Here is a 24,265-nt window from a genome sequence, read left to right on the forward strand (position 1 = left end):
TCAAAAGGATACAAGAAGGAGTGAAATGCCGTGAAAACAAGCCGTTCCATTGTGAACAGTCGAAGAGAGAAAATCCTGGAGACCGTAAGAAATGATGGAGATGTGTCAGTCAGCAGCCTGTCGGAAATGCTGCAGGTTTCTCCTCTGACGATTCGGCGCGATCTCCAGTATCTGGAAGAACATAAACTCCTGGAGCGCTTTTACGGAGGCGCAAGGACAGGAAATGCGGAAGTACCGCGAAAAAACAGCAGAGAGCTCCGGAAGGAGCGGATTGCAAAATATGCGGCCGGTCTGGTGGAGGATGGAGACAGCATTCTTCTGAATACAAGCTCCACAGCTCTTGCTATGGTAAAATACATTACCAGCCGGAATGTAACAATTATTACAAATAACGGCAATATTATCAATGAGGAGAATCCCTCTCAGGCAACGATTATTCTTCTGGGCGGGGAACTGCGGTATCAGAAGGGCGCCATGGTTGGTGATTTTACAAAAAATAGTCTGGAGTATGTGACCGCGAAGAAAAGCTTTATCGGATGTACGGGAATCAGCCCGGATATCGGCATGGTGACAGAGATGGTGAGCGAGGTAAACCTGAATCAGATGATGTTTCAGCGGGTAACCGGCGCATCTTATATTCTGGCAGACAGCTCCAAGTTCGGAGAAAGAACAGGAGGCGTATCCTGTCCGCCGGAGAAAATAGAAAATATTATCACGGACATGAACGCCCCGGCGGATATGCTCCGTGAATTTCGTGAAATGGGAACCTGGGTATATCAGGTAGATTAGGAGACGAGACTGCAATGAAAGTAAATAAAATCAAAACACACGAACTGGAAAAATGCTATTCTATCTGTCCGCTGACCTACAACGGAACAGAGCATATGCTGGTAGCGGCAGAGAAGGTGAATAAGTGCCTGCTGTTTGACCTGGACGGTAATCTGGAAGAAACCGTATGGGACGAGCCCGGCGGAGTTATGACGATGGTTCAGATTCCGGGAAGCAACGGCGAGTTCCTGGCTACCCATAAATTTTACTCACCGAACGATTCCAAGGAGGCGAAGATTATCCTGGCTTCTCCCAAGGGGAAAAATGACTGGGCGGTAAAGACCATTGCGGATTTGCCCTTCGTACATCGTTTCGATATCCTGACCAGAGGCGGCGTAAACTATATCGTTGCCTGCGCGCTGAAGTCCGGCCATGAGTTCAAAGACGACTGGAGTATGCCGGGCAAGATCTGGGTAGGCGAGCTTCCGGCAGATTTAAGCGATATCAACGAGGACAACCAGGTGAAGCTGATTCCCCTGAAGGAGAACCTGCTGAAGAACCATGGTTACTGCCGCATAGAAAAGGACGGCATCATGAGCGGTATCGTGGGAACCGAGAATGGCATTTTCAAGGTGACGCCGCCGGCAGAAAAGGGCGGCGAGTGGAGCGTAGAAACTCTGACAGAGGATCCGGCCAGCGATATGACCTTTGCTGATTTCGATGGAGACGGCGAGGAGGAAATGCTGGTTATGACCCCGTTCCACGGCGATACCATCAAGATTTATAAGAAGGTTGACGGTAAGTACAGCTGTATCAAGACCTTCGAAGGCTCCTATGAGTTCCTGCACGGTATCTGGGGCGCAGAGATTCTGGGGAAGGGTATGGCGATCATCGGAAACCGTAAGGGCGATCGGGATCTGATGGCATGCTATCACGATGGTAAGGATTATGTCCTGGAGGTTCTGGATCACAACGTAGGACCGGCAAACACCCGTGTATACAAGAAGCCGGGCAACAAGCTGGGTATCCTGTCCACCAACCGTGAGATTGACGAGATCGCGTTCTATGAGATTGAGAGCCTGTAAGCAGGATCTTTGTAGGAAAGGATAAAACATGAAAGCATACAGCATTGGATTATACGAAAAGGCTATGCCGAATACGCTGACCTGGAAGGAAAAGCTGGAGGCAGCGAAAGAAGCAGGATACGATTTTGTAGAAATCAGCATTGACGAAACCGATGACAAGCTGGCCCGTCTGGACTGGACAAAGGAAGAACGTTTGGAGCTGGTAAAGACCATGTACGAGGTGGGACTGCCCATCCGCAGCATGTGTCTGTCCGGACACCGGAAGTACCCGCTGGGAAGCAGCGATCCGGCTACAGAGGCAAGAAGCCTGGAGATTATGGAGAAGGCCATTCAGCTGGCAGATGATCTGGGCGTCCGCATCATCCAGCTGGCAGGCTATGACGTATATTATGACGAGTCCACGCCGGAGACCGTAGAGCGTTTCGGACGGAATCTCAAAAAAGCAGTTTGTATGGCAGCCAGAGCAGGCGTGCTCATGGGATTTGAGACCATGGAAAATGAATTTATGAACACCTGCGAAAAATCCATGAAATATGTGGATGAGATCAACTCTACTTACTTGAATGTGTATCCCGACTGTGGTAATATCAATAATGCGGCAATTACTTATGGAACCGATGTGCTTGCAGATCTTAGAAGCTGTGATGGCCATGTGGTTGCCATGCATTTAAAGGAGACTGTTCCGGGCAAGTTCCGCGACATGATGTACGGAGAGGGACAGGTTGATTTCCCGGCGATGATTGACACCGCATGGAAGATCGGTGTGCGCCGTTTTGTAACGGAGTTCTGGTATCTGGGTAAGGAGGATTGGAAGGCAGATCTGCATTTTGCCAATTCTGCCATGAGAAAGCTCCTGGATCAGAAGGTGGACGACTAAAGGAGGAGAAATCATGTTAGAGGAACTGAAAAAACAGGTTTATGAAGCCAATATGGAGCTTCCGAGAAGAGGACTTATCACCTATACATGGGGAAATGTCAGTGGAATCGACCGGGAAAAGGGTCTTTTTGTAATCAAACCCAGCGGAGTAGAGTACGATCTGCTGAAGCCGGAGGATATGGTAGTTATCGACCTTGAGGGCAATAAGGTAGAGGGCGATTACAATCCGTCTTCCGATACACCGACCCATCTGGAGCTGTATAAGGCGTTCCCGAAGATTGGCGGCGTAGTACATACCCACTCTCCGTGGGCTACCTCCTGGGCACAGGCAGGCCGCAGCATTCCCTGCTACGGAACCACACACGCAGATTACTTCTACGGCGAGATTCCCTGCGCCAGAAGCCTGACCGCAGAGGAAATCAACGGCGAGTATGAGAAGAATACAGGTCTTGTAATCGTTGAAACCTTCAACAACAGAGGCATCGATCCGATGCATGTACCGGGCGTTCTGTGCACCAACCATGGACCGTTTACCTGGGGAACAGACGCAGCCAATGCCGTACACAACGCAGTCGTTCTTGAGGAGGTTGCCAAGATGGCATGCCGTACCGAGATTTTGAATGCAAGAGTACAGCCGGCTCCGCAGGTTATCCAGGACAAGCATTTCCTGAGAAAGCATGGCGCAAATGCGTACTACGGACAGATTAAGAGATAATAGAGAATCAGATTGCAGCAGCCGGATCCAGTGTGATCCGGCTGTTATATTTAAAAAAGACAGAAGAGGGTGGATGATATGAATAGTATAATGGTGCGGAGAAGCATTCGCAAATATCAGAAAAGGGCAGTGGAAGAGCAAAAGGTTCATGAGCTTTTAAAGGCAGCTATGTCCTCTCCGACAGCAAGGAATCAGAGAGAATGGGAGTTTGTTGTTGTTACGGATAAGGAGATATTGAAGGCACTTTCGGAATGTAGTCCTTATGCTAGTCCGGCGGCAGAGGCTCCTCTGGCTATCATACCTGTAGCGAATGAAAAACGAATGAAGTCACCGGCATATTTTGAACAGGATCTGGCGGCGACAACGGAAAATATCCTGATTGAGGCTGTGGAACTGGGCTTGGGCGGAGTATGGATGGGAATTGCTCCAAAAAAGGAAAGAATGGATAAAGTATCGGAAGTACTTCATTTGCCGGAGCATACGAAACCTTTTGCAATTATTTCTATAGGATACCCAGCAGAAGAAAGAATCGAAACAGAGAGGTACGAAGAGGAGAGGATTCATTATAATCAATATTGATTGGCAAAATAAACAAAAAAATGAAAAAAATATATAAAATATACAAAATATTAAAAACCACATTGACAGTTATCAGAATTAGTGCTATGCTTTGTCATAACAAAGTAATGTTGTTATATAATTAAATGTAGATATCACAGGAACCGGAGCAACGATTCAGGCCTATACCAGGAAACCGGTGCTGGATAAGCGAATTATGAACCTGCGGCATGTTCTGAATGGCTGGGTACCATTTGGAAATATTGATTCTGCGGGTGGTGCGTTCCGCTGGCTGCGTGATAATCTCGGTAAGAAAGAGACAGAGACCGCACATGCAAAAGGAATGGACGAATATGCATATCTGTGTGAGCTGGCAGAACAGGTAGCGCCTGGTGCAGAAGGATTATACTTCCTTCCCTATCTGATGGGCGAGCGTACTATGGGAAGTGCAGATTCCAGAGGTTGTTATATCGGTCTGTCCCTGGATAAAGGCCTGGGTCATATGGTCAGGGCGCTCCTGGAGGGCGTAGCATTTGAGTTCAAGCGTACGCTTGATATTTTTGAGGCAAATGGAGAAAAGATTCAGATGGTATATCATTCTGGCGGTGCCGCAAAGGGAGATACCTGGAATCAGATCAAGGCAGATATTTATAATGTGCCGATTTGTACATTGGAAGCAGATGAGGGCGGCGTATTGGGCGTAGCGCTGATGTCAGCCGTAGCAGTGGGATTCGTGGATGATTTGGAAGCTGGAGCTGAGAAGCTTTTAAAGGTAAAGAAAATTTATCAGCCAAGACCGGAGAACCGGGCAATTTATGACAGAATGTATAAGGTATTCTGTGAATTGCACGATGTGCTGCAGCCTTCATTTAAACATATGGCGGAAGCGCAGGAGGATAAGTGATATGGATTTTACAAAAATAAAGAATCCAATTATAGCAGAACGCGTACGAAATGAGGGAGCGGCGCTGATAGCGCATTGCCATTTCGGAGTGCAGGGACTGACAAAGACAGAGGATGATGTAAAAAAAGCTTTATATAGATTGCTTGATACGGGTTTTAAGCCGGTTGCTTTTGATACAGAACCAGTTTTTGTAAAAATGATTCAAGAGATTACCGGAGGTTCTATCCGCCTGCATGCAGCAGTATCTTATCCGCTTGGGAGAATGACGTTAAAGAAGAAGCTTCAGGATCTGGAGCATTTATTAGAAATAGGAATTGAAGATACCTGTGTATGCCTTGACTGGCAGGCGATATTTTCACACAGATACAAAGATGTGGAGATGGAAGCAGCTGAAATTATGAAAGAATTTGATGGAAAATTCTTTAAAAATGCATTTGTGATACCGGCGACGCTGTTAAGTGATACAGAATTAGTAGAGGTTCTGAAAGCTCTGGATTCAGCAGGCGTATATTCGGTAAAAGTAAATCCGGGATGTAAATTAGGAGTATCTTTTGAAGAAGTAGAATTGATTAAACGGTGTTTCCCTAATCGGTTTGATATCCACCCATCGGGAAATATTCGTACACTGGAGCAGTTCGAAAGGTATCGGGCGTTGGGCTGTGAAGTAATACATACAGCAAGTACTCTGGATATTGCAAATACCTATATGGAGCGTCAGGCACGGTTATATGGAGGACTTGAGGCATGAAATACGCGGAAAGAGTAGAGTTTTCAAATATACAGCAATATGAAGTTGGGGATGAGCAGATCGAAAATCTGGTACTAAAGGCTGTACGTGCAGGAGGAAACACAGTTGTAGTAGGTCCCTCTGCGGTACCTGTAGTAAACAGTCTTTTGAATCAGGAGGATCAGATAAAAGTAGATTGTGCGTTATCGTATCCTTCAGGGGCATATTTCACATCTCAGAAAGTAGAGGAAGTGAAAGATATGCTGAATGAACCGCTGCATATTGACGAATTTTACATTGTCATGCAGGTGGGAATGTATTTGAGCGGACATAAGGATGAGATGCGGGAAGAATTGAAGGCGCTGGTGGAAGCGGCGGATGGAATCCCGGTGAAAATTGTGACAGAAATCAGTGTCTTTGACCACAGTCAGATGAAGGAGATATGTGATGCGGCAGCTGAGGCCGGAGTTAGTGCAATGGTGGTATCTGCAGACTTCCGTCCCTACGATATTCCGGAACCAACGATTGAGCAGGTACGTGAGTTTGTAAAACTGGCAGCAGGACGGTTTGAGGTTATTGGAGCAGGTAATGTAACAGAACCAAAGCGTTTTCTGGATATGCTGGAAGCAGGGGTTACACGGGTAAATACTCCGGTTGGGTTTGAAATTTTGACAAAATTAAATATGGAAGCATGAAAAGGACTCTTAAAGGAAAAAGGGATCGGTTTGATTGACAAATATCCAGATTATGCTAATATAAAATACAAAGATACTACAATCGGACATATAATTGTCATGATTGCATAAAAGCATAAAAAGGAAAGGAAAGACCAGGGAGGACATATGCTGCTTGGAAAAAAGTTAGACAAAACGACCCCCATTCCACTGTATTTTCAGCTGAAAGAATTGATTATGTCTGAGATTAAGAATGGGTCGTACCCGAAAGATAGCATGATACCGACAGAAAAAGAACTGAGTGACATGTTTGGTATCAGCAGGACAACGGTCAGACAGGCCATTACAGAAATGGTACAGGAAGGCTGGCTCTATCGTGTAAAGAGTAAAGGGACTTTCGTATCACAACCCAAGATTAATCAGGATTTTATTCAGAAGCTGGAATCATACAATGATCAGATTGTTCGGACTGGACGCACACCATATACGGAAGTGCTCGATTTTAAAGTAGAAAAGGCAAAGCCGGAGGTGGCGGAGCATTTGAATATCAGGCCGGAAGATCCAGTTGTCTTCTTGTATCGGAAAAGATATGCTGACGATGAGCCAATTGTGGTGTTAAAAACTTATCTTCCCTATGATCGTTGTTCTTTTGTCATGGAACATGATTTTACCAAGGAATCATTATATTCGGTATTATCAAGGGATGATTCCACAAGGGTATATTGTGTGAAACGTTTGGTGGAAGCAGTGGAAGCTACAGCCAGTGATGCGGAAATACTCGATATGAAAAAGGGAAAGCCAATACAGTTTTTTTCCAGCGTGGGCGTAAATGTATTTGGTCAGCCGATAGAGTTTTCATTGGCAAGGTACCGGGGTGACAGAAATAGTTTTGAAGTCACGGTATTTACAGATAAGTAAGAGGAAAGAGAGTCCTAAAGTGATGAATCATATGATAGGACTCTCTATTTTATTTCTTATTATATCGTAACAATACATCGTAACATCATTATTAAAAGGAGGAAATAAGATTGAAGATGGAAGGATTTGCGCATATTGGTCTGTTTGTAAATGATATTGAGAGATCGCTGAAGTTTTATACAGAAAAATTAAATTTCAAGCTGATCTGGGAATCTGTGAATCAGTGCGACGATGGAGATGTTCGAGTGAAGTTTATTCAAAACGGAGATTCAGTGATTGAACTGGTACAATTTCCGAAACCGATTCAACGGGAAGATGGTTGGTTTGATCACATTGCGATGAATGTGGAAGACATCGATGCAGTGATAGCGGAGTTGGAGAAAAAGGGGATTGCTTTTGAGGAGGGCAGCTATACGCATGCACCGCAGACATTCGAGAAAGGTTCGAAATGGGTGATGTTCCGCGGGCCGGATAATGAACATCTGGAATTAAATGAGAGATTGAAATAAAAGAAAAAGGAGGAAATTAAAATGTTAAATGTGAAAAAAGCAGAGAGGCCGACAATTTATTTTATTGGCGTAACTACCGGAAAATCATCGATTATGCGTGTGTTTCCGAAATGGGCGGAGGCACTGGGACTGGATGCAGTAATTCAGGGAATTGATTTTAAACCGCATTCGCCGGCAGAGGATTACAGAGAAGCGGTAGAATTTATTAAAAATGATCCGCTTTCCCTGGGAGCGCTTGTGACAACGCATAAGATTGATTTATATAATGCATGCAAAGAGTTATTTGAATATCTGGATCCTTTTGCGCAGAAGCTGGGAGAGATATCAAGTATCTCGAAGAAGGATGGAAAGCTGTGCGGACATGCCAAAGATCCGATCTCAAGCGGTCTGGCTTTGGAGCATTTTGTGCCGAAGGATTTTTGGAAGAAGTATGATGGCGAAGTATTCCTGATGGGAGCAGGTGGAGCAGCGCTTGCGATGTCCCTGTATTTTGGTCAGGAGAAGGGCGGCGATGACATCCCGAAGAAAATTATTATTTCTAATAGAAGCATGCCCCGTCTGGAGTCCGCAAAGAAAATTCTGACCGGTCTGAATCCAAATATCCAGTTAGAATATCTCTATACGCCCAATATGGGAGACAATGATAAGATCCTGGCTGATTTAAAACCGCATTCTCTGATAGTAAATGCGACAGGGCTTGGAAAAGATGCACCGGGTTCACCTTTGACGGATGCAGCGCAATTCCCGGTAGACAGTTTGGTATGGGAGATCAATTATCGTGGAGAGCTTGTATTTATGGAGCAGGCAAAGGCGCAGGAGAAAGAGAAAAACCTTACGATTAAGGACGGCTGGATTTATTTTATACACGGTTGGACGCAGGTAGTGGCAGAGGTATTTCATATCGATGATATGCAATCGAAAGTAATGATGCTCAGTGAAGTGGCAAAGAACGCATAAGGGGGATAATATGAATTCTTTTAATTGGGACAGCAGTTTTTCAGTAGATTTTGATTTGTTAAATGGGTTTTCAAAGACAGCGGAAAGTACAAAGAGATATCTCTCGCAGATGAAAAATATGTATCTGGATACGGAGGCGGCAGAAAAGATTCTGGAGATTTCTGATCCGTTGGTTTACGAGTTTTATGAGCTGGGATTTCCGGAGAGGAAGGGCGATCTGGGATTCGGTACTACTATTTTATATCCGGGTCTGGTTGGCGAAGAATATTTTATGACCAAGGGACATTTTCATACCCAGCTTGAGACAGCAGAGGTATATTACACATTAAATGGAAGCGGATATATGGTTTTAGAGAATCCGGAAGGCGATACCATGGAAATGCCGTTAAAAAAGGGAGAGGCCTTGTATGTTCCGAGAAGATATGCGCATCGTTCAGTGAATACAGGAAAAGAGCCGTTGGTGATGTTTTTCTGTTTCGCTGCGGATGCAGGCCATGATTACGGAACCATTGAGACAAAGGGATACCACAAATTGATTCTGGAGCGGGAGGGGAAACCTGTGATTGTGCCGAATCCTAAGTGGTAAAAATAAAGTACGGTGAATCGGATGAAAGGGCAAATACATACGGTACTGGGAAAAATAGAATCTAAGGATTTGGGATTTACACAATGTCATGAACATCTTCTGCTGCGGAAAGGAACCTCTTTTGAGATCAATCCGGCCTTATTTATGGATAACAGGGAATGGTCGGAACAGGAAGTGACGGACTATAAAAAAGCAGGCGGCTGCGCTTTGGTAGAAGCGCAGCCGGGTGGCTGTGGTCGGGACGCAGAAGGACTGGAAAAAATCAGTAGAAAAACGGGCGTGCACATTGTGGCATCAACCGGATTTCATAAGCTTCTGTTTTATCCGGAGAAGCATTGGATTCGTACAGTTGAAGAACGTAAATTGTGCGAATTCTATTGTAAGGAATTAACAGAAGGAATGTATACCGATACAGACCTGAAATTTTTCGAAAAACAGCAAAAAGGAAAAGCGGGGATCATTAAAACTGCTTTAGATAAGTGTAATTTACAGGGACAATACACGGTGTTATTCAAGGCAGCAGTGAGGGCACAAAAAGAGACAGGAGCACCGTTGATGGTGCATATCGAGGCAGAAAGCGATCTGAATGAGTTGTTGACATTTTTTAAGGCAGAAAGAATAAATATGGAAAAGGTTTATTTCTGTCATATGGATCGCGCGTGTGCAGAGGAAAGCTTTTGGAAAGTTTTGGAAACAGGAGCGGCGCTGGAATTTGATACGATTGGACGTTTTAAATATCACAGCGACAAAAAAGAGATAGCATTGATCAAAAGAATATTTGAATGTGGCTATGAGAGACAATTGTTATGTTCGCTGGATACCACAAGAGAAAGATTAAAAACCTATACTCCTGAGGGAGTTGGATTGGCGTATATCTTAAAAACATTTATTCCGGAAATGCGAAAACAGGGAATTACAGAAGAACAAATCCAAAAGATTTTCAGAGAAAATCCAGGACGGATTTTGGCGTGGGAATAGGAGGATGAAGGAGAGATGGATGTAAATAAGAAAATTGAAGAATTAAAAATTGTTCCGGTAGTAGTACTTCATAATGCAGATAATGCAGTCCCGCTGGCGGATGCACTGATACAAGGCGGACTTCCGATTGCAGAAATCACATTCCGGACGGAGGCAGCAGAAGCATCGATTCGGGCAATTACTGAGAGATTTCCAGAAATGTTGGTGGGAGCCGGAACGATTGTGACAGTAGAACAGGCAAAAAAAGCAGTGTCAGCCGGAGCAAAATTCCTGGTTTCAGCCGGTTTTAGCCAAAAAGTTACAGAATATGCCATTGAAAATAAAATCCCTGTTTTCCCAGGAATCTGTACGCCGACAGAACTTATGTATTTGCTGGAATACGGTTTGTCGGTAGCGAAATTTTTCCCTGCTTCACAATATGGAGGACTGGCGACGATTAAAGCATTATCCGGACCATTTCCCCAGATGCGTTTTATGCCGACAGGAGGTATTAATGCCGGCAACATCCGTGAGTATCTGGCAGATCCCAGAATTATAGCATGCGGTGGCAGTTGGATGGTAAAAGATTCATTGATCCGGGAAGGCAAGTTTGACGAGATAAAAAAGGCAACGATGGAGGCAGTCGAACTTGTAAAGGATTTGTAAGGAGGGATACCTATGGGAAAATACAGGGTTCTGGTAACGGCTCGTTCTTTTGGCAGTGTGGATTCGAAAGCAAAGGAGCTATTGGAAGCGCATAATTGCGAAATAAAAAACTGGAAGCAGCAGATGGGCCGATTACGGAGCAGCTTGCACAGGAGATAGGGACTGCCGATGCAATAATTGCAGGTTTAGAAAACTATGATCGCAGTTTATTAGAAAAGGCAGGGCAGCTTAAGGTTCTATCCAGATATGGAGTGGGATACGATAAAGTTGATGTGCAGGCAGCAGAAGAAAAAAATATTATTGTAACAATAACACCTGGTGCCAATGGTGATTCAGTAGCAGATATGGCAGTTGCTCTGATGCTAAATTGTGCACGTAATATTACCATAATGGATAATAGTATAAAAGGGAAAAATGGAGTGAGACCCTCCGGTGTCGAAATGTGGGAAAAGACTCTGGGTGTGATTGGGACTGGGAGGATCGGGAAAGGAGTAGCAAGACGATGCAAAGGTTTTAATATGCAAATCCTATGTTACGATAAATATCAGGATGATCTTTTTTCGAAAGAGTTTGGAGCAAAGTATGTTGATCTGGATACCCTGATTCAGGAGTCTGATTTTATTACGATACACTCTCCTTTAACAGAAGAAACAAAAAATATGTTTGGGGCAAGAGAGTTCCAGATGATGAAAAAAGATGCAATTCTGATCAACACAGCCAGAGGTGGCATAGTGGATGAAATGGCTCTTTATACTGCATTAAAGAATGGAGAAATCAGAGGGGCAGGTTTAGATGCAACTGTGCAGGAACCGCCGTATGATAGTCCGCTGTGTACGCTTCAGAATTGTATTATTACTCCGCATGCCGGAGCGGCAACCAAAGAAGCCAGCAGCAAGATGAGTTTGATGGCGGCACAAAATGTGATAGAGGTGTTGGAAACAGGAAATTGCAGTTATAAAATTTAGAAAAAGACAAAGAGCAGGCAATACAAGGGAAATAATTTGCCTGTTCTTTGTCTTATATTTTGATAATCTTTGTCCATACTAGGAAAAAAGGAAAAGGAGATTATCAAAATGAAGGCTTTGCAGATTGAGAAGGTTATCGGCAGGGAAATTCTGGATTCCCGGGGAAATCCCACAGTGGAGGCCGAGGTGATTCTGGCAGACGGCAGCGTAGGCCGTGGAGCTGCCCCCAGCGGCGCATCTACAGGGGAATTTGAGGCACTGGAGCTGCGGGACGGGGATAAGGGCAGATATTTGGGAAAAGGTGTTACAAAGGCGGTAGAGAATATCAACCGAATTATCGGGGAGGTGGTGAAAGGGCTGGATGCTTCCGATATCTATGCGGTAGACCGTGCCATGATGGAGGCAGACGGAACCGGGGACAAGTCCGGGCTGGGCGCAAACGCGATTCTGGCAGTTTCCATTGCCACCTGTCGGGCAGCAGCGGCAGCTCTTACGATTCCGCTGTACCGGTTCCTGGGCGGTGCCGGTGGAAATGGTCTTCCGGTTCCGATGATGAATATCCTAAATGGCGGCTGTCATGCACTGTCCTCCGGACTGGATGTGCAGGAGTTTATGATTATGCCGGTGGGAGCAACCTCCTTTAAAGAGTGCTTAAGATGGTGCGCGGAGGTTTTTCATGGACTGGCTTCGATTCTGCAGGAAAGAGGGCTGGCGACCTCTGTGGGAGACGAGGGAGGCTTCGCTCCGGCGTTACAGTCTGATGAGGAGGCTATTGAAACAATTTTGGAGGCTGTGAAGAAGGCGGGATATGAGCCGGGCCGGGATTTCCGGATTGCCATGGATGCGGCCGCCTCCGAGTGGAAAAGTGAGAAGGGGAAAGGTTTTTATAAGCTTCCGAAGGCCGGTACGGAATACAGCGCAGAGGAGCTGATTACCCATTGGGCGGAGCTTTGTGAAAAATATCCGATTATCTCGATTGAGGATGGCCTGGATGAGGAAGACTGGGAAGGCTGGCAGAAGCTGACCGTGCGTCTGGGTGACAAAGTGCAGCTGGTTGGAGACGATCTGTTTGTTACAAATACCGGGCGATTAGCCAAAGGAATCGAACAGGGCTGCGGCAACTCCATCTTGATTAAGCTGAATCAGATTGGTTCTGTATCTGAGACGCTGGAAACGATTCAAATGGCCCACAGGGCTGGATATACAGCGGTTGTGTCTCATAGATCTGGCGAAACGGAGGATACCACGATTGCGGATCTGGCAGTGGCTTTCCATACCGGCCAGATAAAGACGGGAGCGCCCAGCCGGAGCGAGCGTGTGGCAAAATACAACCAGCTGCTCCGCATCGAGGAGCAGCTGGGGAAGGGCGCGGTTTACCCGGGAATCCGGGCGTTTCATGTAAAATAGTTTTTGTAGATGGATTTTATTCTGCCTCAAAAACGGCGGTGATTTCCGTATTTCTCTGAAGTTGTACCAGGATCTCTTCCTTGTTGACGCTGTCGGACAGAAAGGTTCCATTTTCTAATTCCCAGCCCGCAAACAGATATCCCTTTGCGGGCTCCGCTTTCAGGGTTATCGGATAATCGGTGTAGTACCAGCCGTTCCAGCTTCCATTGGAAAGATCCGGGGTAATGGTGTTCAGAGTAACGGTTCCGCCATCGGTTTCGGAACTACTTTCCGGCTCTGCGCCTGCAGTCTGGATAGAAAGCGTCAGATCCACCAGGTCTCCGGTCAGTTCAAAGTGTTCGGCAAGAGCAGGAACGATGGCGTCGAAGCGGTTTTCGAAGAAGATACGGAGGGCTTCGATCTGCTCTTCGAAGCTGTCATACCAGGGAACTGTGTTCCAACGCTGCCAGCTGAGAGCTGCCTGGTCTGCGTATTGGGTTTTCAGCTGATCCAGTAAAACATTGACCCGCTCCGGACGGAAGTTTTCATTGGCCATATCCAGAAAGGTCAGGACGAACTGGCGGCGGAAATCTTCATTTTGCATAAGGGCGGGCAGAGGCTCCGTATCAAGAAAGCCTGCAGGATAGTAACCGGCGTGCTCTGTAAAGGTATCCATGAGCCAGGGCTCGGTATTTTCCCACTCGGTTCCCACAGCCAGAGAGTCATCCAGATCGTACAGGCTCCAGCGCCAACGGCCATCGTTCCAGCCTTCGCCGTCCGGACGGGTGCTACGCCAGGTATAGACATTTCCGCCCAGGGGGCGCGTGTCTGTGTTGGCGATGTAGATGTTGGTACAGAGCCAGTCGATCAGACTTTGCATATCGATGGTTTCTAACAGCGTCTCATAGGTATCCGGGTCGGTCAGATCGGAATGGAGCAGATCTGCGGCTTCCTGATAGAGGGCGATGTCTTCGGCCTTTCCAGATTGTACTTCTTCGGAGTCTTTGATGAGCAAAATATCATCAGCGGGAACCTGATAATGATTTTGCAGATATTCGGCAGAATATTTTTCCATGAGAAAATACATGCCCCAGTATTCCCCATCCAGGAAAACCTGACATGGCTGATATTCCTGAATGGCAGTGTCCTGTTCAGCTGCCAAGGAGAAGAAAAATACCTTTTTCAAAGTACGGCTGTTGTTGAGGATCATAGTTGGATAGGTTGCCTCCGGATTGGAAAAGATAGAGGTAAATGCGGAGTTCCCGTAGCGCTTCCGGGCGAAGAGGGTGAAACTCTTCTGAGGAAAGCTGCGGGATTCATTGCCCCGTATGCGGATTCCGCAGTCCTGGTCAAGCAGGGTATTACCCTGTTCATCAAAAAGAGCCAGATGGGCCGGACGTTCAGATTCCGATCCTTCCCGGTGATAATTCATATAATCCATCAGTTCAATCCAAGGAAATTCCTCGTAAATGATACCGTCCTTTAAGGCCTGTTCATAGCCGGAACCACGTACATAGATCCCCCGTTCTTCGGAAAACAGATAGTCCGGATCGGAGGTCAGGGAAAGAATCCAGGCATCCGGATAACCATTCTTCTGCTCCTGGTTGATAAAGTAAGAGGCAGTTACCGGATTGCTGTAATTGCCGTCTGCATCGAAAGCAGAAGCCCGGAGGACAATAGCCTTATCTACAGCCTGGGCAGGCGGAAGATAGTCGGTGGTTTCCGCCACAATATCTGTCAAAGCTGCATAGACATTAGGCTGGGCACTGGGATCTGTAAGGTGCAGGGGCTCCTGATAGACCGGAGAGGTTTCGTCTGGCGTGCTGCCATCCAGGGTGTACCGGATGGTCAGTCCGTCAGGTGCGGACATGGAGACGGTAACAGAATTTTGATAAAATCCGCTGGCAGTTTCGATGACCGGCTGTTCAGCTAAAAGGCCGGCAGCAGTCTGGTTGGAAGCGCCCGGCGAGGGACGCAGCGGAGCAAATTCTTCTCCGCCATCTTCTGTGCGGGCATAGACAGTGCCTTGTGTGAGACTGCCGGGCAGTGAAACAGAATCTACCGGCAGGGCCGGTTCTGTCTTTAGTGTGGCCAAATCGACGATTTTCTCCCAGGTAAGCGTTACTGTGTGGACGCCGGAAAGACTGAGCCGCACAGAAAGACTGCCTTCCGGTTCTGGTCCGTCTTCGGACAGGGCATAGATACAGGAGAAGCCGTGAGGCTCTATTTCCCCCACCAGAAGCTGGGCATTGTCTCCGGTATCTGTAGAGAGGCACAGTCCTGCCAGGGAAATGGTTTCTCCAGTGGGATTGTACAGCTCGATATAGCTCTGATAAGTAAGACCCTGTTTCACTTCTGTTCCCGGGTTATTGAGACAGATTTCATTGATTTTCAGGGAGAGTACGGGCGCATTATAATTGGCCTTTCGGTATTTTTGTCCCAGAAAAAATAAAATGGCCAAACAGAGCGCGAGAAAGGCCAGTCGGGTGTAGCGCAGGGTTTTCTGTCGGGGCGTGGACCGTCTCAAGATTCGTCCTCCTTATTCAGTAAGAGAAGTTCGCTGCCGTTCATGGCGTAGTCGCAGGGCTCCCCTTTGGTCAGAATAGCTTTTCCGGCTGTGCCTTCAGTCAGGGCGTTGCAAAAGGACTCCAGCTGTTCAGAGGGCACAAGAGCCTCTAACCAGACGGAATCGGTGTAGGCAGAATCCAGGGTAGGAATCTGGTTCTGTCCCATCAGATACTGAATTTTTCCTAAATCCGTGTAGTCCGTACGGATTTCCAGACGGACGCCAGACTGGCGGGTTAAGATAATGGAATTTTTCAATCCTTCCTGTACCGCGCCGGAATAAGCCCGTACCAGTCCGCCGGTTCCAAGCAATGTTCCGCCGAAATAACGGGTCACGACAATGGCGATGTTGTGGATATCTTCCTTTAAAAGAACATCCAGCATAGGCCGGCCGGCTGTACCAGCCGGTTCTCCGTCGTCGCTGCAGCGGGTCAGCTGGTGTCGGCTGCCAATGGTGAAAGCCGTGCAGTTGTGACGGGCGTCCCAGTATTGTTTTTTTGTCTGCTCAATAAAGCGCAGAGCTTCTTCTTCGGAGGTGACGGGGGCTACGGTCGCAATAAACCTGGATTTTTTTTCAATAATTTCGCCCGCGCCGCCTGCGTATGCAAAACGGTATGCTTCTGACATGTGAATTCCTTTCAGGAAGCCTGTCCGCTCTCCTGGGTCATCATATCATCCACAATTTCCAGAAGACACACAGGTGTTACCGCATTCTGAATGAGGCGCCGCAACATGTCCCGGGCCTGGCTTTCGGAATCAGATACCGGAGGAGTGCTCTCGGTTTCTTCCACGCCGGGGCGTTCGGCCAGGGATTTCTTGATGCAGATGCGATAGAGAGGGACTGGTGATGTGGGGCGTTCCTCTTCTATCAGGTAATATTTCAGGTGGAGCTGGTTTCCTTTTTCATCTGTGACAGAACGGGTTTCGATGAGGTATTCTCTTTGCATAATAATCTCCTTTTGGCAATGAAAACGCCGGGTTTTGAGAAAATTATACAAAACCCTATGGAAAAAGAATGTCGAAAGCTGTCACAGAAATTAAATTTTTAAAGTACCTATTATTATAGTATAAAGCGTCGCTCCCGTGCAAGGGACAGACGGGCAGAAATGCTTAAGAAACTGTGAATTTCTGAAATAAGTCTTTATTCCGACAGTACTTTTTGTTATAATGATTGAATGTATAGGAGGATAAAACATGAATTACGGGAAACGCAGTACTTCAAAAAAACAGAAGTCTATGCATTCTAAAAGCGCGAAGGCAGGGAAAAAGGCCAGCGTTATTTTTATAAAAGCATTCCTGGTCTGCCTGCTGGCAGCGGGAGTTATCGGCCTGTGCGCCGGAATCGGAATTGTGAAAGGAGTCGTTGATAACGCTCCGGATATTGACAGCACCAGTGTCATTCCGCGTGGATATAAGTCTGTGATGATAGATTCTGACGGAAATAAAATGGCAGAGCTTATCACTGCGGGATCCAACCGTGTCTGGGTGGATATAGACAAAATTCCGGATCACGTGCAGAAGGCATTTATCGATATTGAGGACGAGCGCTTTTACGAACATAACGGAGTTGATTTAAAGGGTATCGTCCGGGCAGGCGTGAAGGGCGTCGCCAGCGGCTTCCGGAAGACCGAGGGCGCCAGCACCATCACCCAGCAGCTTCTGAAAAATAACGTCTTTGATTTCATGAGCGAAGATACCATGATGGAGAAGATAGAACGAAAGCTGCAGGAGCAGTATCTGGCTCTTGAGCTGGAAAAGATTATGACCAAGGATGAGATTCTGGAGGCGTATCTGAATACCATCAATCTGGGACAGAATACGCTGGGTATTCAGGCAGCATCCAACCGTTATTTTAATAAAGACGTAAGCGAACTGACGGTTTCGGAAGCGGCTGTTATCGCAGGCATCACCAAAAGCCCTAACAAGTATAATCCGGTATCGGATCCGGAAGAGAATGCCAAGCGCCGGGAGCTGGTTCTGAGCGCCATGAAGAAAAATGGTCATATCTCGGATGCGGAATATGAAGAGGCCATGGAGGACAACGTCTATGACCGGATTCAGACCACCAATGAGACAAAGAGTACGGCGTCCGTGTATTCTTATTATGTAGACGCAACCATTGCCCAGGTGATCAATGATCTGCAGGAGGTTAAGGGTTATACCTCTCAGCAAGCCTACAATCTGGTTTATAATGGTGGACTGACCATAGAGACGGCTCAGGATCCGGCGGTTCAGAAGATTATGGACGAGGAGACCTCCAGGGAGGAGAATTATCCGGCAGGCTCCAAGATTGGCCTGGAATATGCCCTGACGGTGGTGAAGCCCGACGGAATGCAGAAGAATTACAGCAAGGAAATGATGGAGAAGTATTTCAAAGAGAATGAATCCTCCAAATTTGAATTGCTCTTTGACAGCAAGGAAGACGCGCAGGCTCACATTGACGCCTATAAAGAGGCGATCGTAGAGGAAGATGACAAGATCTACGAAACGATCAATATGACGGTGCAGCCTCAGATCTCTATGGTAGTCATGGATCAGTCCACCGGTTATGTGAAGGGAATTGTAGGCGGCCGCGGAGAGAAGACAGAGAGTCTGTCGCTGAACCGCGCGGTGGATACCACCCGTCAGCCCGGTTCTACCTTTAAGGTAGTGGCAGCCTATGCGGCAGCGCTGGATTCTGCGGGAATGACACTGGCGACCACCCAGTACGACGCGCCCTACAATTACGATGGCGGAAAGGGACGTCCTGTCCGCAACTGGACCGGCGGCAATTACCAGGGCTGGTCTTCCCTCCGCAGAGGTATCGAACAGTCCATGAATATCGTGGCGGTAAAGACCATTACGGATATTACGCCGGCTTTGGGTATCACTTATCTGGAGAATATGGGAATCACCACGATGCAGAAGGAGCTGAAGAACGGCAGAAACGATTATACCCAGGCTATGGTACTGGGCGGCATCACCAATGGTGTGAAAAATGTGGAGCTGACGGCGGCTTACGCAACCATTGCCAACGGCGGCGTCTATGAGAAGCCGGTTTTCTATACGAAGATTACCGATCATGACGGCAATGTACTGATTGATAATACAGAGGCTTACAGCAGAACCGTTCTGAAGGATAGCACCGCATGGCTTCTGACCAGTGCCATGCAGGATGTAGTAACCCAGGGTACCGGTAAAGCAGTTAACTTTGGCGGAATGAGCATTGCCGGTAAGACAGGTACCACCTCCGATAACCGTGATGTGTGGTTTGTGGGTTATACGCCTTATTACACAGCGGGTATCTGGGCGGGCTATGATAATAACCATGAACTCTCCAGCAAAAAAGGCGAGACTAACTACCATAAGAAAATCTGGAAGGCAGTCATGTCCAGGCTGAGCGAGGGACAGGAAAACATCGGTTTCCCGAAGCCGTCCTCTGTTACCAGCGCGACGGTCTGCGCGGCGTCGGGTAAATTACCGATTCCGGGAATCTGCGACGGCATGGTGAAGACGGAATATTTTGCGGAGGGAACGGTGCCGACCGAGTACTGTGATGTGCATGTGACAGGCGAGGCCTGTGTGGAGAGCGGCGCTCTGGCCACAGACGCGTGCCCGGTACATGAATTCCGTGTGATTACGCTGATTCCGGACGATAACAGTGTATCCGGCTCGCCTCTGGTAGCCAAGCCCTGCAGCCTGCACCCGGGTAATGTGCTGGGTACGGTAAATCAGCCGCCTACGGACGGAACGGCCGCAGTGGGAGAGATTCAGACGGAGGACGATGACGACACAGAATATGTCTGGGATGATGAGGATTCTGACGAATAAATCTGGGAGAGCGGAAGATGTATCAGACAATTTTCTTTGATCTGGACGGAACCTTGACAGATTCTGCTCCGGGCATTACCAATTCAGTGGCTCATGCCCTGAAAAAATGGAAGATTGAGGTGGAGGACCACAGAGCGCTTAATGTGTTTGTGGGACCGCCGCTGGCGGAATCCTTTGCAAAATATTATGGATTTACGCCGGAGGAATGTAAAAAAGCCATTGAATATTACCGGGAATATTATACGGACAAAGGAATGTTTGAAAATTCCGTTTATCCCGGAATTGAGGAGTTGCTGGCTCATCTGAAAAATACCGGACGGAAAGTAGTGGTGGCTACATCCAAGCCGGAGGTGTTCGCGGTTCAGATTCTGGAGCATTTTCATTTAGCTCAGTATTTCGACCGGATTGCCGGTGCCAGCATGGATGAAAACCGCGTGGAAAAAGCAGATGTACTTCGTTATGCCATCGAAGCGGGCGGCTATGATCTGTCGAAGGCAGTGATGGTAGGCGATCGGGAAAATGACATTCGCGGCGCCAGAGAGAATCAGCTGTTCAGTGTCGGCGTGCTGTATGGCTATGGAAGCCGGGCAGAGCTGGAGGAAGCCGGAGCTGCAGCAATTGCGGAGACCGTAGAAGAATTGAAGAAATATCTGGACGCGGAAACGGTGTAGAAATCCAAACACATATTCCCGGTTGGAACAAGCTGATTTTTATAAGCTTTTTCAACCGGGATTTTTGTGCAAAAAGCTGGAATTATTTTTGACTTCCGTGTATAATGTGAGACCGTAGCATGGATAGAGATTCGTTTAGAAGTGAGGAATTTTTGAATGAGTGAAGCGACAGCAGGAAAAATGCATGATATGACGACAGGAAGTCCTGTAAGACTAATTCTGTATTTTATGGTTCCCATGTTTCTGGGAAATGTGTTCCAACAGTTTTATAATGTGGCGGATTCCATTATAGCCGGACAGTTTCTGGGTGTGCGGGCACTGGCGGCCATCGGAAGCACCGGATCTCTGATGTTTTTTGTGACGGGCTGGCTAAACGGCCTGGCCAGTGGTTTCGCGATTCTGGTGGCCCAGTGGTTCGGCGCAAAGGAATATGAGCGGATGCGGCATTATGTAGCCATGTCGGTGTATCTGTCTCTGGGCTTTGCGGTACTGATGACCGTGGGACTTCGGGCAGCGAATGTGCCGATTTTGCGTCTGATGAACTATTCCGATGAAATTATGCCGGATGTGAAGGCCTATATGGGAATTATCTACGCCGGCCTTTTGGTAACGGCAGCCTACAATGCCCTGGCGGCGTTCCTGCGTGCCCTGGGGGATTCCAAATCACCTCTGTATTTTCTGATTATCTCTGCGGTGATTAATGTGGCCTTGGATATTGCCTTCATCATTTACGGTGGAATGGGCGTGGAGGGCTGCGCTTACGCAACTGTAATTGCACAGGGAATTTCCGCCCTGCTGTGTTTCATTTATATTATAAAGAAATATCCGATTCTGCATCTGAAAAAAGAAAACTTTACGTTTTCACTACATGCCTGTGGACGTCTGCTGGCCCTGGGTATACCCATGGCTCTGCAATTTTCTATAACAGCTATCGGAACCATTATTGTACAGGGCGCAGTCAATGTGTACGGGGAAACCTATATGGCGGGCTTTTCGGCAGGCGGAAAGCTGCAGAACATTATTGCGACGGTTTATGTGGCCTTCGGCGCGACGATTGCTACCTATGTGGGTCAGAACTGGGGAGCCGGGGCGAAGGAAAGAGTTCGCGAGGGTGTACGCTGTACCCAGATTATGATTTTGGTTTACAGTGTGTTTGCCATGGTGCTTGTGTTCTTCTTCGGTAAATATATGATGCGTTTATTTGTCAGCGCTTCGGAGACAGATGTAATTGATGTGGCGGTGTTATACTTCCGGATGGTATTCTGGTGCTATCCGTTTCTGGGCAGTATCTTCCTGTATCGGAATACGCTTCAGGGGCTTGGGTATGGGCTGGTACCCATGCTGGGAGGCGTCTTTGAGCTGTTTGCCAGAGCCGGAATTGTGCTTCTGGTAGCGGGGAAAGCCAGCTTTGCAGGCGTCTGCCTGTCGGATCCGGCGGCGTGGATCTCAGCGTTGATTCCGTTGGTGCCCTATTATTTTTATGTGACGCGGAAGTGGAGAAAGACCCAGGCGTAAGAAGGGAGGGGTCCGTATGGTAAAAATAGATTTAATCACGGGCTTCTTAGGTTCCGGCAAGACCACATTTATCCGGCAGTACGCCCGGTGGCTCATCAGACAGGGTTACAACATCGGCATCCTGGAAAATGATTTCGGGCCGGTGAATGTGGACATGATGTTATTGCAGGATCTGGAGGGCTAAAGCTGCGAGCTGGAGATGGTTTCCGGAGGCTGCGATAAGGAATGCCACCGGAGACGCTTCAAGACGAAGCTGATCGCGATGGGAATGAGCGGTTATGACCGGGTATTGGTGGAACCGTCCGGAATCTACGATGTAGATGAATTTTTTGACGTCCTTCATGAGGAACCCCTGGATCGCTGGTATGAGATAGGAAATGTGTTCGCTGTCGTGGATGCGAAATTACCCTCGGACCTTTCGGAGGCTGCGGATTACTTGCTGGCTACAGAGGTGGCTGACGCAGGCGTTGTACTCTTAAGCCGGGTTCAGGAGGCCGGCGCAGCGGAGATGGACGCGACCGTGGCGCATCTGAACCGGGCGCTGAAACAAGTCGGATGCAGCAGGCGGTTGGATAGAGAGATAATACGAAGCAACTGGTTTGAATTTACAGATGAAGATTTCGAACGACTGTTGCATGTGGGCTATCAGATGTCCGATTACTGCAAGGAGGCACAGCAGGAGGACGCCTTCGATTCCTTATTTTTCATGCATGTGAAAATGACGGAGGCAGAGCTTAGAGCTGCGGTTCAGGATGCCTTCGCGGATTCGAATTGCGGCCGCATTTTCCGGATCAAGGGCTTTCTGCCCATGGGCGAGGGCTGGATCGAGCTAAACGCCACGCGCCAGGAGACCGTGATAAATCCCATTTCCAGGGGACAGGAAATCCTGATTGTGATAGGGGAAAATCTATCGAAGACAGCGCTGGAAGCATACTTTGAAGAAGCCGGAAAATAATTTGATAAAAAATTGACAATTACATGGGAAGCCGCTATAATCAGGATATGGCAGAAAGGCACAGGCCTTTGAAAGAATGGTTCGGGTAACTAGTGACGCAGCAACAGAAAACCAGGAGGAAAAGAGGTCATGGAGAATTTTGATGTAATTGTTGTTGGCGGCGGTCCGGCCGGTTATAACAGCGCGGAGTATGCGGCGCACCACGGAAAGCGTGTGCTGCTGGTGGAAAAGAAAAGTCTGGGAGGCACCTGCTTAAACGTAGGCTGTATCCCTACAAAGACATTTCTTTACGCAGGGAAAATGTATCATTACGCGAAAGGGGCAGGCGAAGCCTACGGCGTAAAGGTGGAGGGTCCGGTTCATGTGGATCAGGCCGCTGTAACAGCAAAGAAGGACGAGGTTGTGAAAATGCTGGTGCAGGGTGTGGGAAGCGCGCTCCGACGCAGTAAGGTAAAGGTAGTAAACGGAACGGCAAGGCTTGGAAGGGCAGACGGAAAGCTGGCAGTGTTTGTGGGCGAGAAAGCCTACACGACAGAGGAGCTGATTCTGGCTACGGGATCTTCCCCGGCAGTTCCGCCCATTGAGGGAGCAAAGGAGGGCATGACTGACGGGACAGTCATGACCAGTGATGAGATTCTGGATCTGAAGGAAATTCCCAAGAAGCTTCTGATTGTGGGAGGCGGAGTGATTGGATTTGAGATGGCGGCTTATTTTCAGGAGGTTGGTTCTAAGGTAACGGTCATCGAGATGCTGGATAAGGTTCTAGGTGGAAATGACCGGGAAATCAGCGGTCTGCTTCAAAAAGAGCTGGAGAAAAAGGGCGTAACCTTCCATCTTTCCTCCGGTGTGAAAAAGCTTTCAGGCGGCGTAGTAACCTATGAAAAAGAGGGCAGGCTCCAGCTGGCAGCCTATGACCGGGCACTTCTGTGCGTGGGACGCCGGGCCAACAGTCAGATTGAGGGACTGGAGGAGCTGGGCGTACAGACCGAGCGGGGCGCGATTGTGACGGACGAGCACATGCAGACCAGTGTTCCCCATGTATATGCCATTGGCGATGTAAACGGCAAGGTTATGCTGGCGCATGTGGGATACCGGGAAGGTGAAGTGGCAGTGAATCATATTCTGGGCGAAGAGGATGCCATGAGCTATGATGCCGTCAGCAGCGTAGTTTATACCAGCCCGGAGGCAGCCTTTGTAGGTCTGTCCGAGGAGCAGGCGCAGGCCTCGGGACGGGCATATGAGATTAAGAAGGTTTCCATCAATTTCAGCGGCCGCCACGTGGCGGAGAATGGCCTGAGCGACGGTATCTGTAAGCTGATTGTGGATAAAGAAAAAGGAACGCTTATAGGCGCGGCCCTGATGTCCTCCTATGCATCAGAGTATATCTACGCGCTGGCACTGATGATTGATCTGCAGGTTCCGCTGAAGCGGATTCAGCGTACCATATTCCCGCATCCGACGGTATGTGAGATTGTGCGGGAAGCAATTATGAGCTGA

General features: G+C 47.8%; 23 protein-coding genes and 1 pseudogene. 21 read left to right on the plus strand and 3 right to left on the minus strand.

The features are described from left to right. Positions 1-30: 30 nt before the first annotated feature. The 16 genes from ACTNCH_RS08615 (at position 31) to eno (ending at position 13,273) form a co-directional block, all read left to right on the plus strand. On the plus strand, positions 31-789 hold the full coding sequence (locus tag ACTNCH_RS08615) for a DeoR/GlpR family DNA-binding transcription regulator (RefSeq protein ID WP_441018540.1): 759 nt from the start codon (positions 31-33) through the stop codon (positions 787-789). 14 nt (positions 790-803) lie between these two features. After that, positions 804-1,853, plus strand: a complete 1,050-nt coding sequence (locus ACTNCH_RS08620) for a hypothetical protein (protein WP_441018542.1) — start codon at positions 804-806, stop codon at positions 1,851-1,853. A 28-nt stretch (positions 1,854-1,881) separates the two neighbouring features. Continuing rightward, the gene (locus tag ACTNCH_RS08625) at positions 1,882-2,730 is read left to right on the plus strand and encodes an L-ribulose-5-phosphate 3-epimerase (protein WP_441018544.1); all 849 of its coding nucleotides are present in this window, start codon (positions 1,882-1,884) and stop codon (positions 2,728-2,730) included. Between the two features lie 13 nt (positions 2,731-2,743). Further along, on the plus strand, positions 2,744-3,445 hold the full coding sequence (locus ACTNCH_RS08630; protein WP_158363511.1) for an L-ribulose-5-phosphate 4-epimerase: 702 nt from the start codon (positions 2,744-2,746) through the stop codon (positions 3,443-3,445). 78 nt (positions 3,446-3,523) lie between these two features. Continuing rightward, positions 3,524-4,024: a nitroreductase family protein gene (locus ACTNCH_RS08635; RefSeq protein WP_441018820.1), complete on the plus strand. Its 501-nt coding sequence runs from the start codon at positions 3,524-3,526 to the stop codon at positions 4,022-4,024. A 133-nt stretch (positions 4,025-4,157) separates the two neighbouring features. Further along, on the plus strand, positions 4,158-4,907 hold the full coding sequence (locus ACTNCH_RS08640; RefSeq protein WP_441018822.1) for a xylulokinase: 750 nt from the start codon (positions 4,158-4,160) through the stop codon (positions 4,905-4,907). Between the two features lies 1 nt (position 4,908). After that, a complete protein-coding gene (locus ACTNCH_RS08645; RefSeq protein WP_441018546.1) occupies positions 4,909-5,655 on the plus strand; it encodes a hypothetical protein in 747 nt (248 codons plus the stop codon). Further along, complete coding sequence (locus ACTNCH_RS08650) at positions 5,652-6,329, plus strand: hypothetical protein (RefSeq protein WP_441018548.1); 678 nt, start codon at positions 5,652-5,654, stop codon at positions 6,327-6,329. The genes ACTNCH_RS08645 and ACTNCH_RS08650 overlap by 4 nt, the downstream gene beginning before the upstream one ends. 147 nt (positions 6,330-6,476) lie before the next feature. Next, positions 6,477-7,226, plus strand: a complete 750-nt coding sequence (locus tag ACTNCH_RS08655; RefSeq protein ID WP_441018550.1) for a GntR family transcriptional regulator — start codon at positions 6,477-6,479, stop codon at positions 7,224-7,226. A 116-nt stretch (positions 7,227-7,342) separates the two neighbouring features. After that, positions 7,343-7,735 (plus strand): VOC family protein, encoded by a 393-nt coding sequence (locus ACTNCH_RS08660; RefSeq protein WP_441018824.1) that lies wholly within the window; start codon positions 7,343-7,345, stop codon positions 7,733-7,735. 21 nt (positions 7,736-7,756) lie between these two features. Then, positions 7,757-8,692 carry a shikimate dehydrogenase family protein gene (locus ACTNCH_RS08665; RefSeq protein WP_441018552.1) on the plus strand — a complete coding sequence of 312 codons (936 nt, stop codon included), beginning with the start codon at positions 7,757-7,759 and terminating at the stop codon, positions 8,690-8,692. A gap of 10 nt (positions 8,693-8,702) precedes the next feature. Continuing rightward, positions 8,703-9,278: a glucose-6-phosphate isomerase family protein gene (locus ACTNCH_RS08670; protein ID WP_441038337.1), complete on the plus strand. Its 576-nt coding sequence runs from the start codon at positions 8,703-8,705 to the stop codon at positions 9,276-9,278. A 21-nt stretch (positions 9,279-9,299) separates the two neighbouring features. Further along, entirely contained in the window at positions 9,300-10,256 is a 957-nt protein-coding gene (locus ACTNCH_RS08675) for a phosphotriesterase family protein (protein WP_441018556.1), read from the plus strand. A 15-nt stretch (positions 10,257-10,271) separates the two neighbouring features. After that, complete coding sequence (gene eda, locus ACTNCH_RS08680; RefSeq protein ID WP_441018558.1) at positions 10,272-10,901, plus strand: bifunctional 4-hydroxy-2-oxoglutarate aldolase/2-dehydro-3-deoxy-phosphogluconate aldolase; 630 nt, start codon at positions 10,272-10,274, stop codon at positions 10,899-10,901. A gap of 95 nt (positions 10,902-10,996) precedes the next feature. Continuing rightward, entirely contained in the window at positions 10,997-11,866 is an 870-nt protein-coding gene (locus tag ACTNCH_RS08685) for a phosphoglycerate dehydrogenase (RefSeq protein ID WP_441018560.1), read from the plus strand. A 108-nt stretch (positions 11,867-11,974) separates the two neighbouring features. Further along, entirely contained in the window at positions 11,975-13,273 is a 1,299-nt protein-coding gene (gene eno, locus ACTNCH_RS08690) for a phosphopyruvate hydratase (RefSeq protein WP_441018562.1), read from the plus strand. 16 nt (positions 13,274-13,289) lie between these two features. Here the strand turns inward: eno and ACTNCH_RS08695 are convergent, their stop codons facing one another. Genes ACTNCH_RS08695 through ACTNCH_RS08705 form a run of 3 tightly spaced genes read right to left on the minus strand, consistent with a single transcriptional unit; the run spans position 13,290 to position 16,764 of the window. After that, a complete protein-coding gene (locus ACTNCH_RS08695; protein WP_441018564.1) occupies positions 13,290-15,779 on the minus strand; it encodes a CotH kinase family protein in 2,490 nt (829 codons plus the stop codon). Then, positions 15,776-16,444, minus strand: a complete 669-nt coding sequence (locus ACTNCH_RS08700) for a YigZ family protein (protein WP_441018566.1) — start codon at positions 16,442-16,444, stop codon at positions 15,776-15,778. Before ACTNCH_RS08700 ends, ACTNCH_RS08695 begins: the two co-directional genes overlap by 4 nt. An 11-nt stretch (positions 16,445-16,455) precedes the next feature. After that, a complete protein-coding gene (locus ACTNCH_RS08705; protein ID WP_441018568.1) occupies positions 16,456-16,764 on the minus strand; it encodes a DUF6514 family protein in 309 nt (102 codons plus the stop codon). 247 nt (positions 16,765-17,011) lie between these two features. Between ACTNCH_RS08705 and ACTNCH_RS08710 the strand changes: the two genes are divergently transcribed. The 5 genes and pseudogenes from ACTNCH_RS08710 to lpdA all read left to right on the plus strand — a co-directional run bounded on the left by ACTNCH_RS08710 (position 17,012) and on the right by lpdA (position 24,265). After that, entirely contained in the window at positions 17,012-19,627 is a 2,616-nt protein-coding gene (locus tag ACTNCH_RS08710; RefSeq protein ID WP_441018570.1) for a transglycosylase domain-containing protein, read from the plus strand. Between the two features lie 17 nt (positions 19,628-19,644). After that, complete coding sequence (locus tag ACTNCH_RS08715) at positions 19,645-20,298, plus strand: HAD family hydrolase (RefSeq protein ID WP_441018572.1); 654 nt, start codon at positions 19,645-19,647, stop codon at positions 20,296-20,298. 156 nt (positions 20,299-20,454) lie between these two features. After that, positions 20,455-21,813, plus strand: a complete 1,359-nt coding sequence (locus ACTNCH_RS08720) for an MATE family efflux transporter (RefSeq protein WP_441018574.1) — start codon at positions 20,455-20,457, stop codon at positions 21,811-21,813. Positions 21,814-21,829: 16 nt separating this feature from the next. Next, positions 21,830-22,768, plus strand: a pseudogene (locus ACTNCH_RS08725) (GTP-binding protein). Positions 22,769-22,897: 129 nt separating this feature from the next. Next, entirely contained in the window at positions 22,898-24,265 is a 1,368-nt protein-coding gene (gene lpdA, locus ACTNCH_RS08730) for a dihydrolipoyl dehydrogenase (protein ID WP_441018576.1), read from the plus strand.

The sequence above is a fragment of the Candidatus Merdisoma sp. HCP28S3_D10 genome (assembly GCF_052065835.1).
GTDB lineage: Bacteria > Bacillota > Clostridia > Lachnospirales > Lachnospiraceae > Laedolimicola.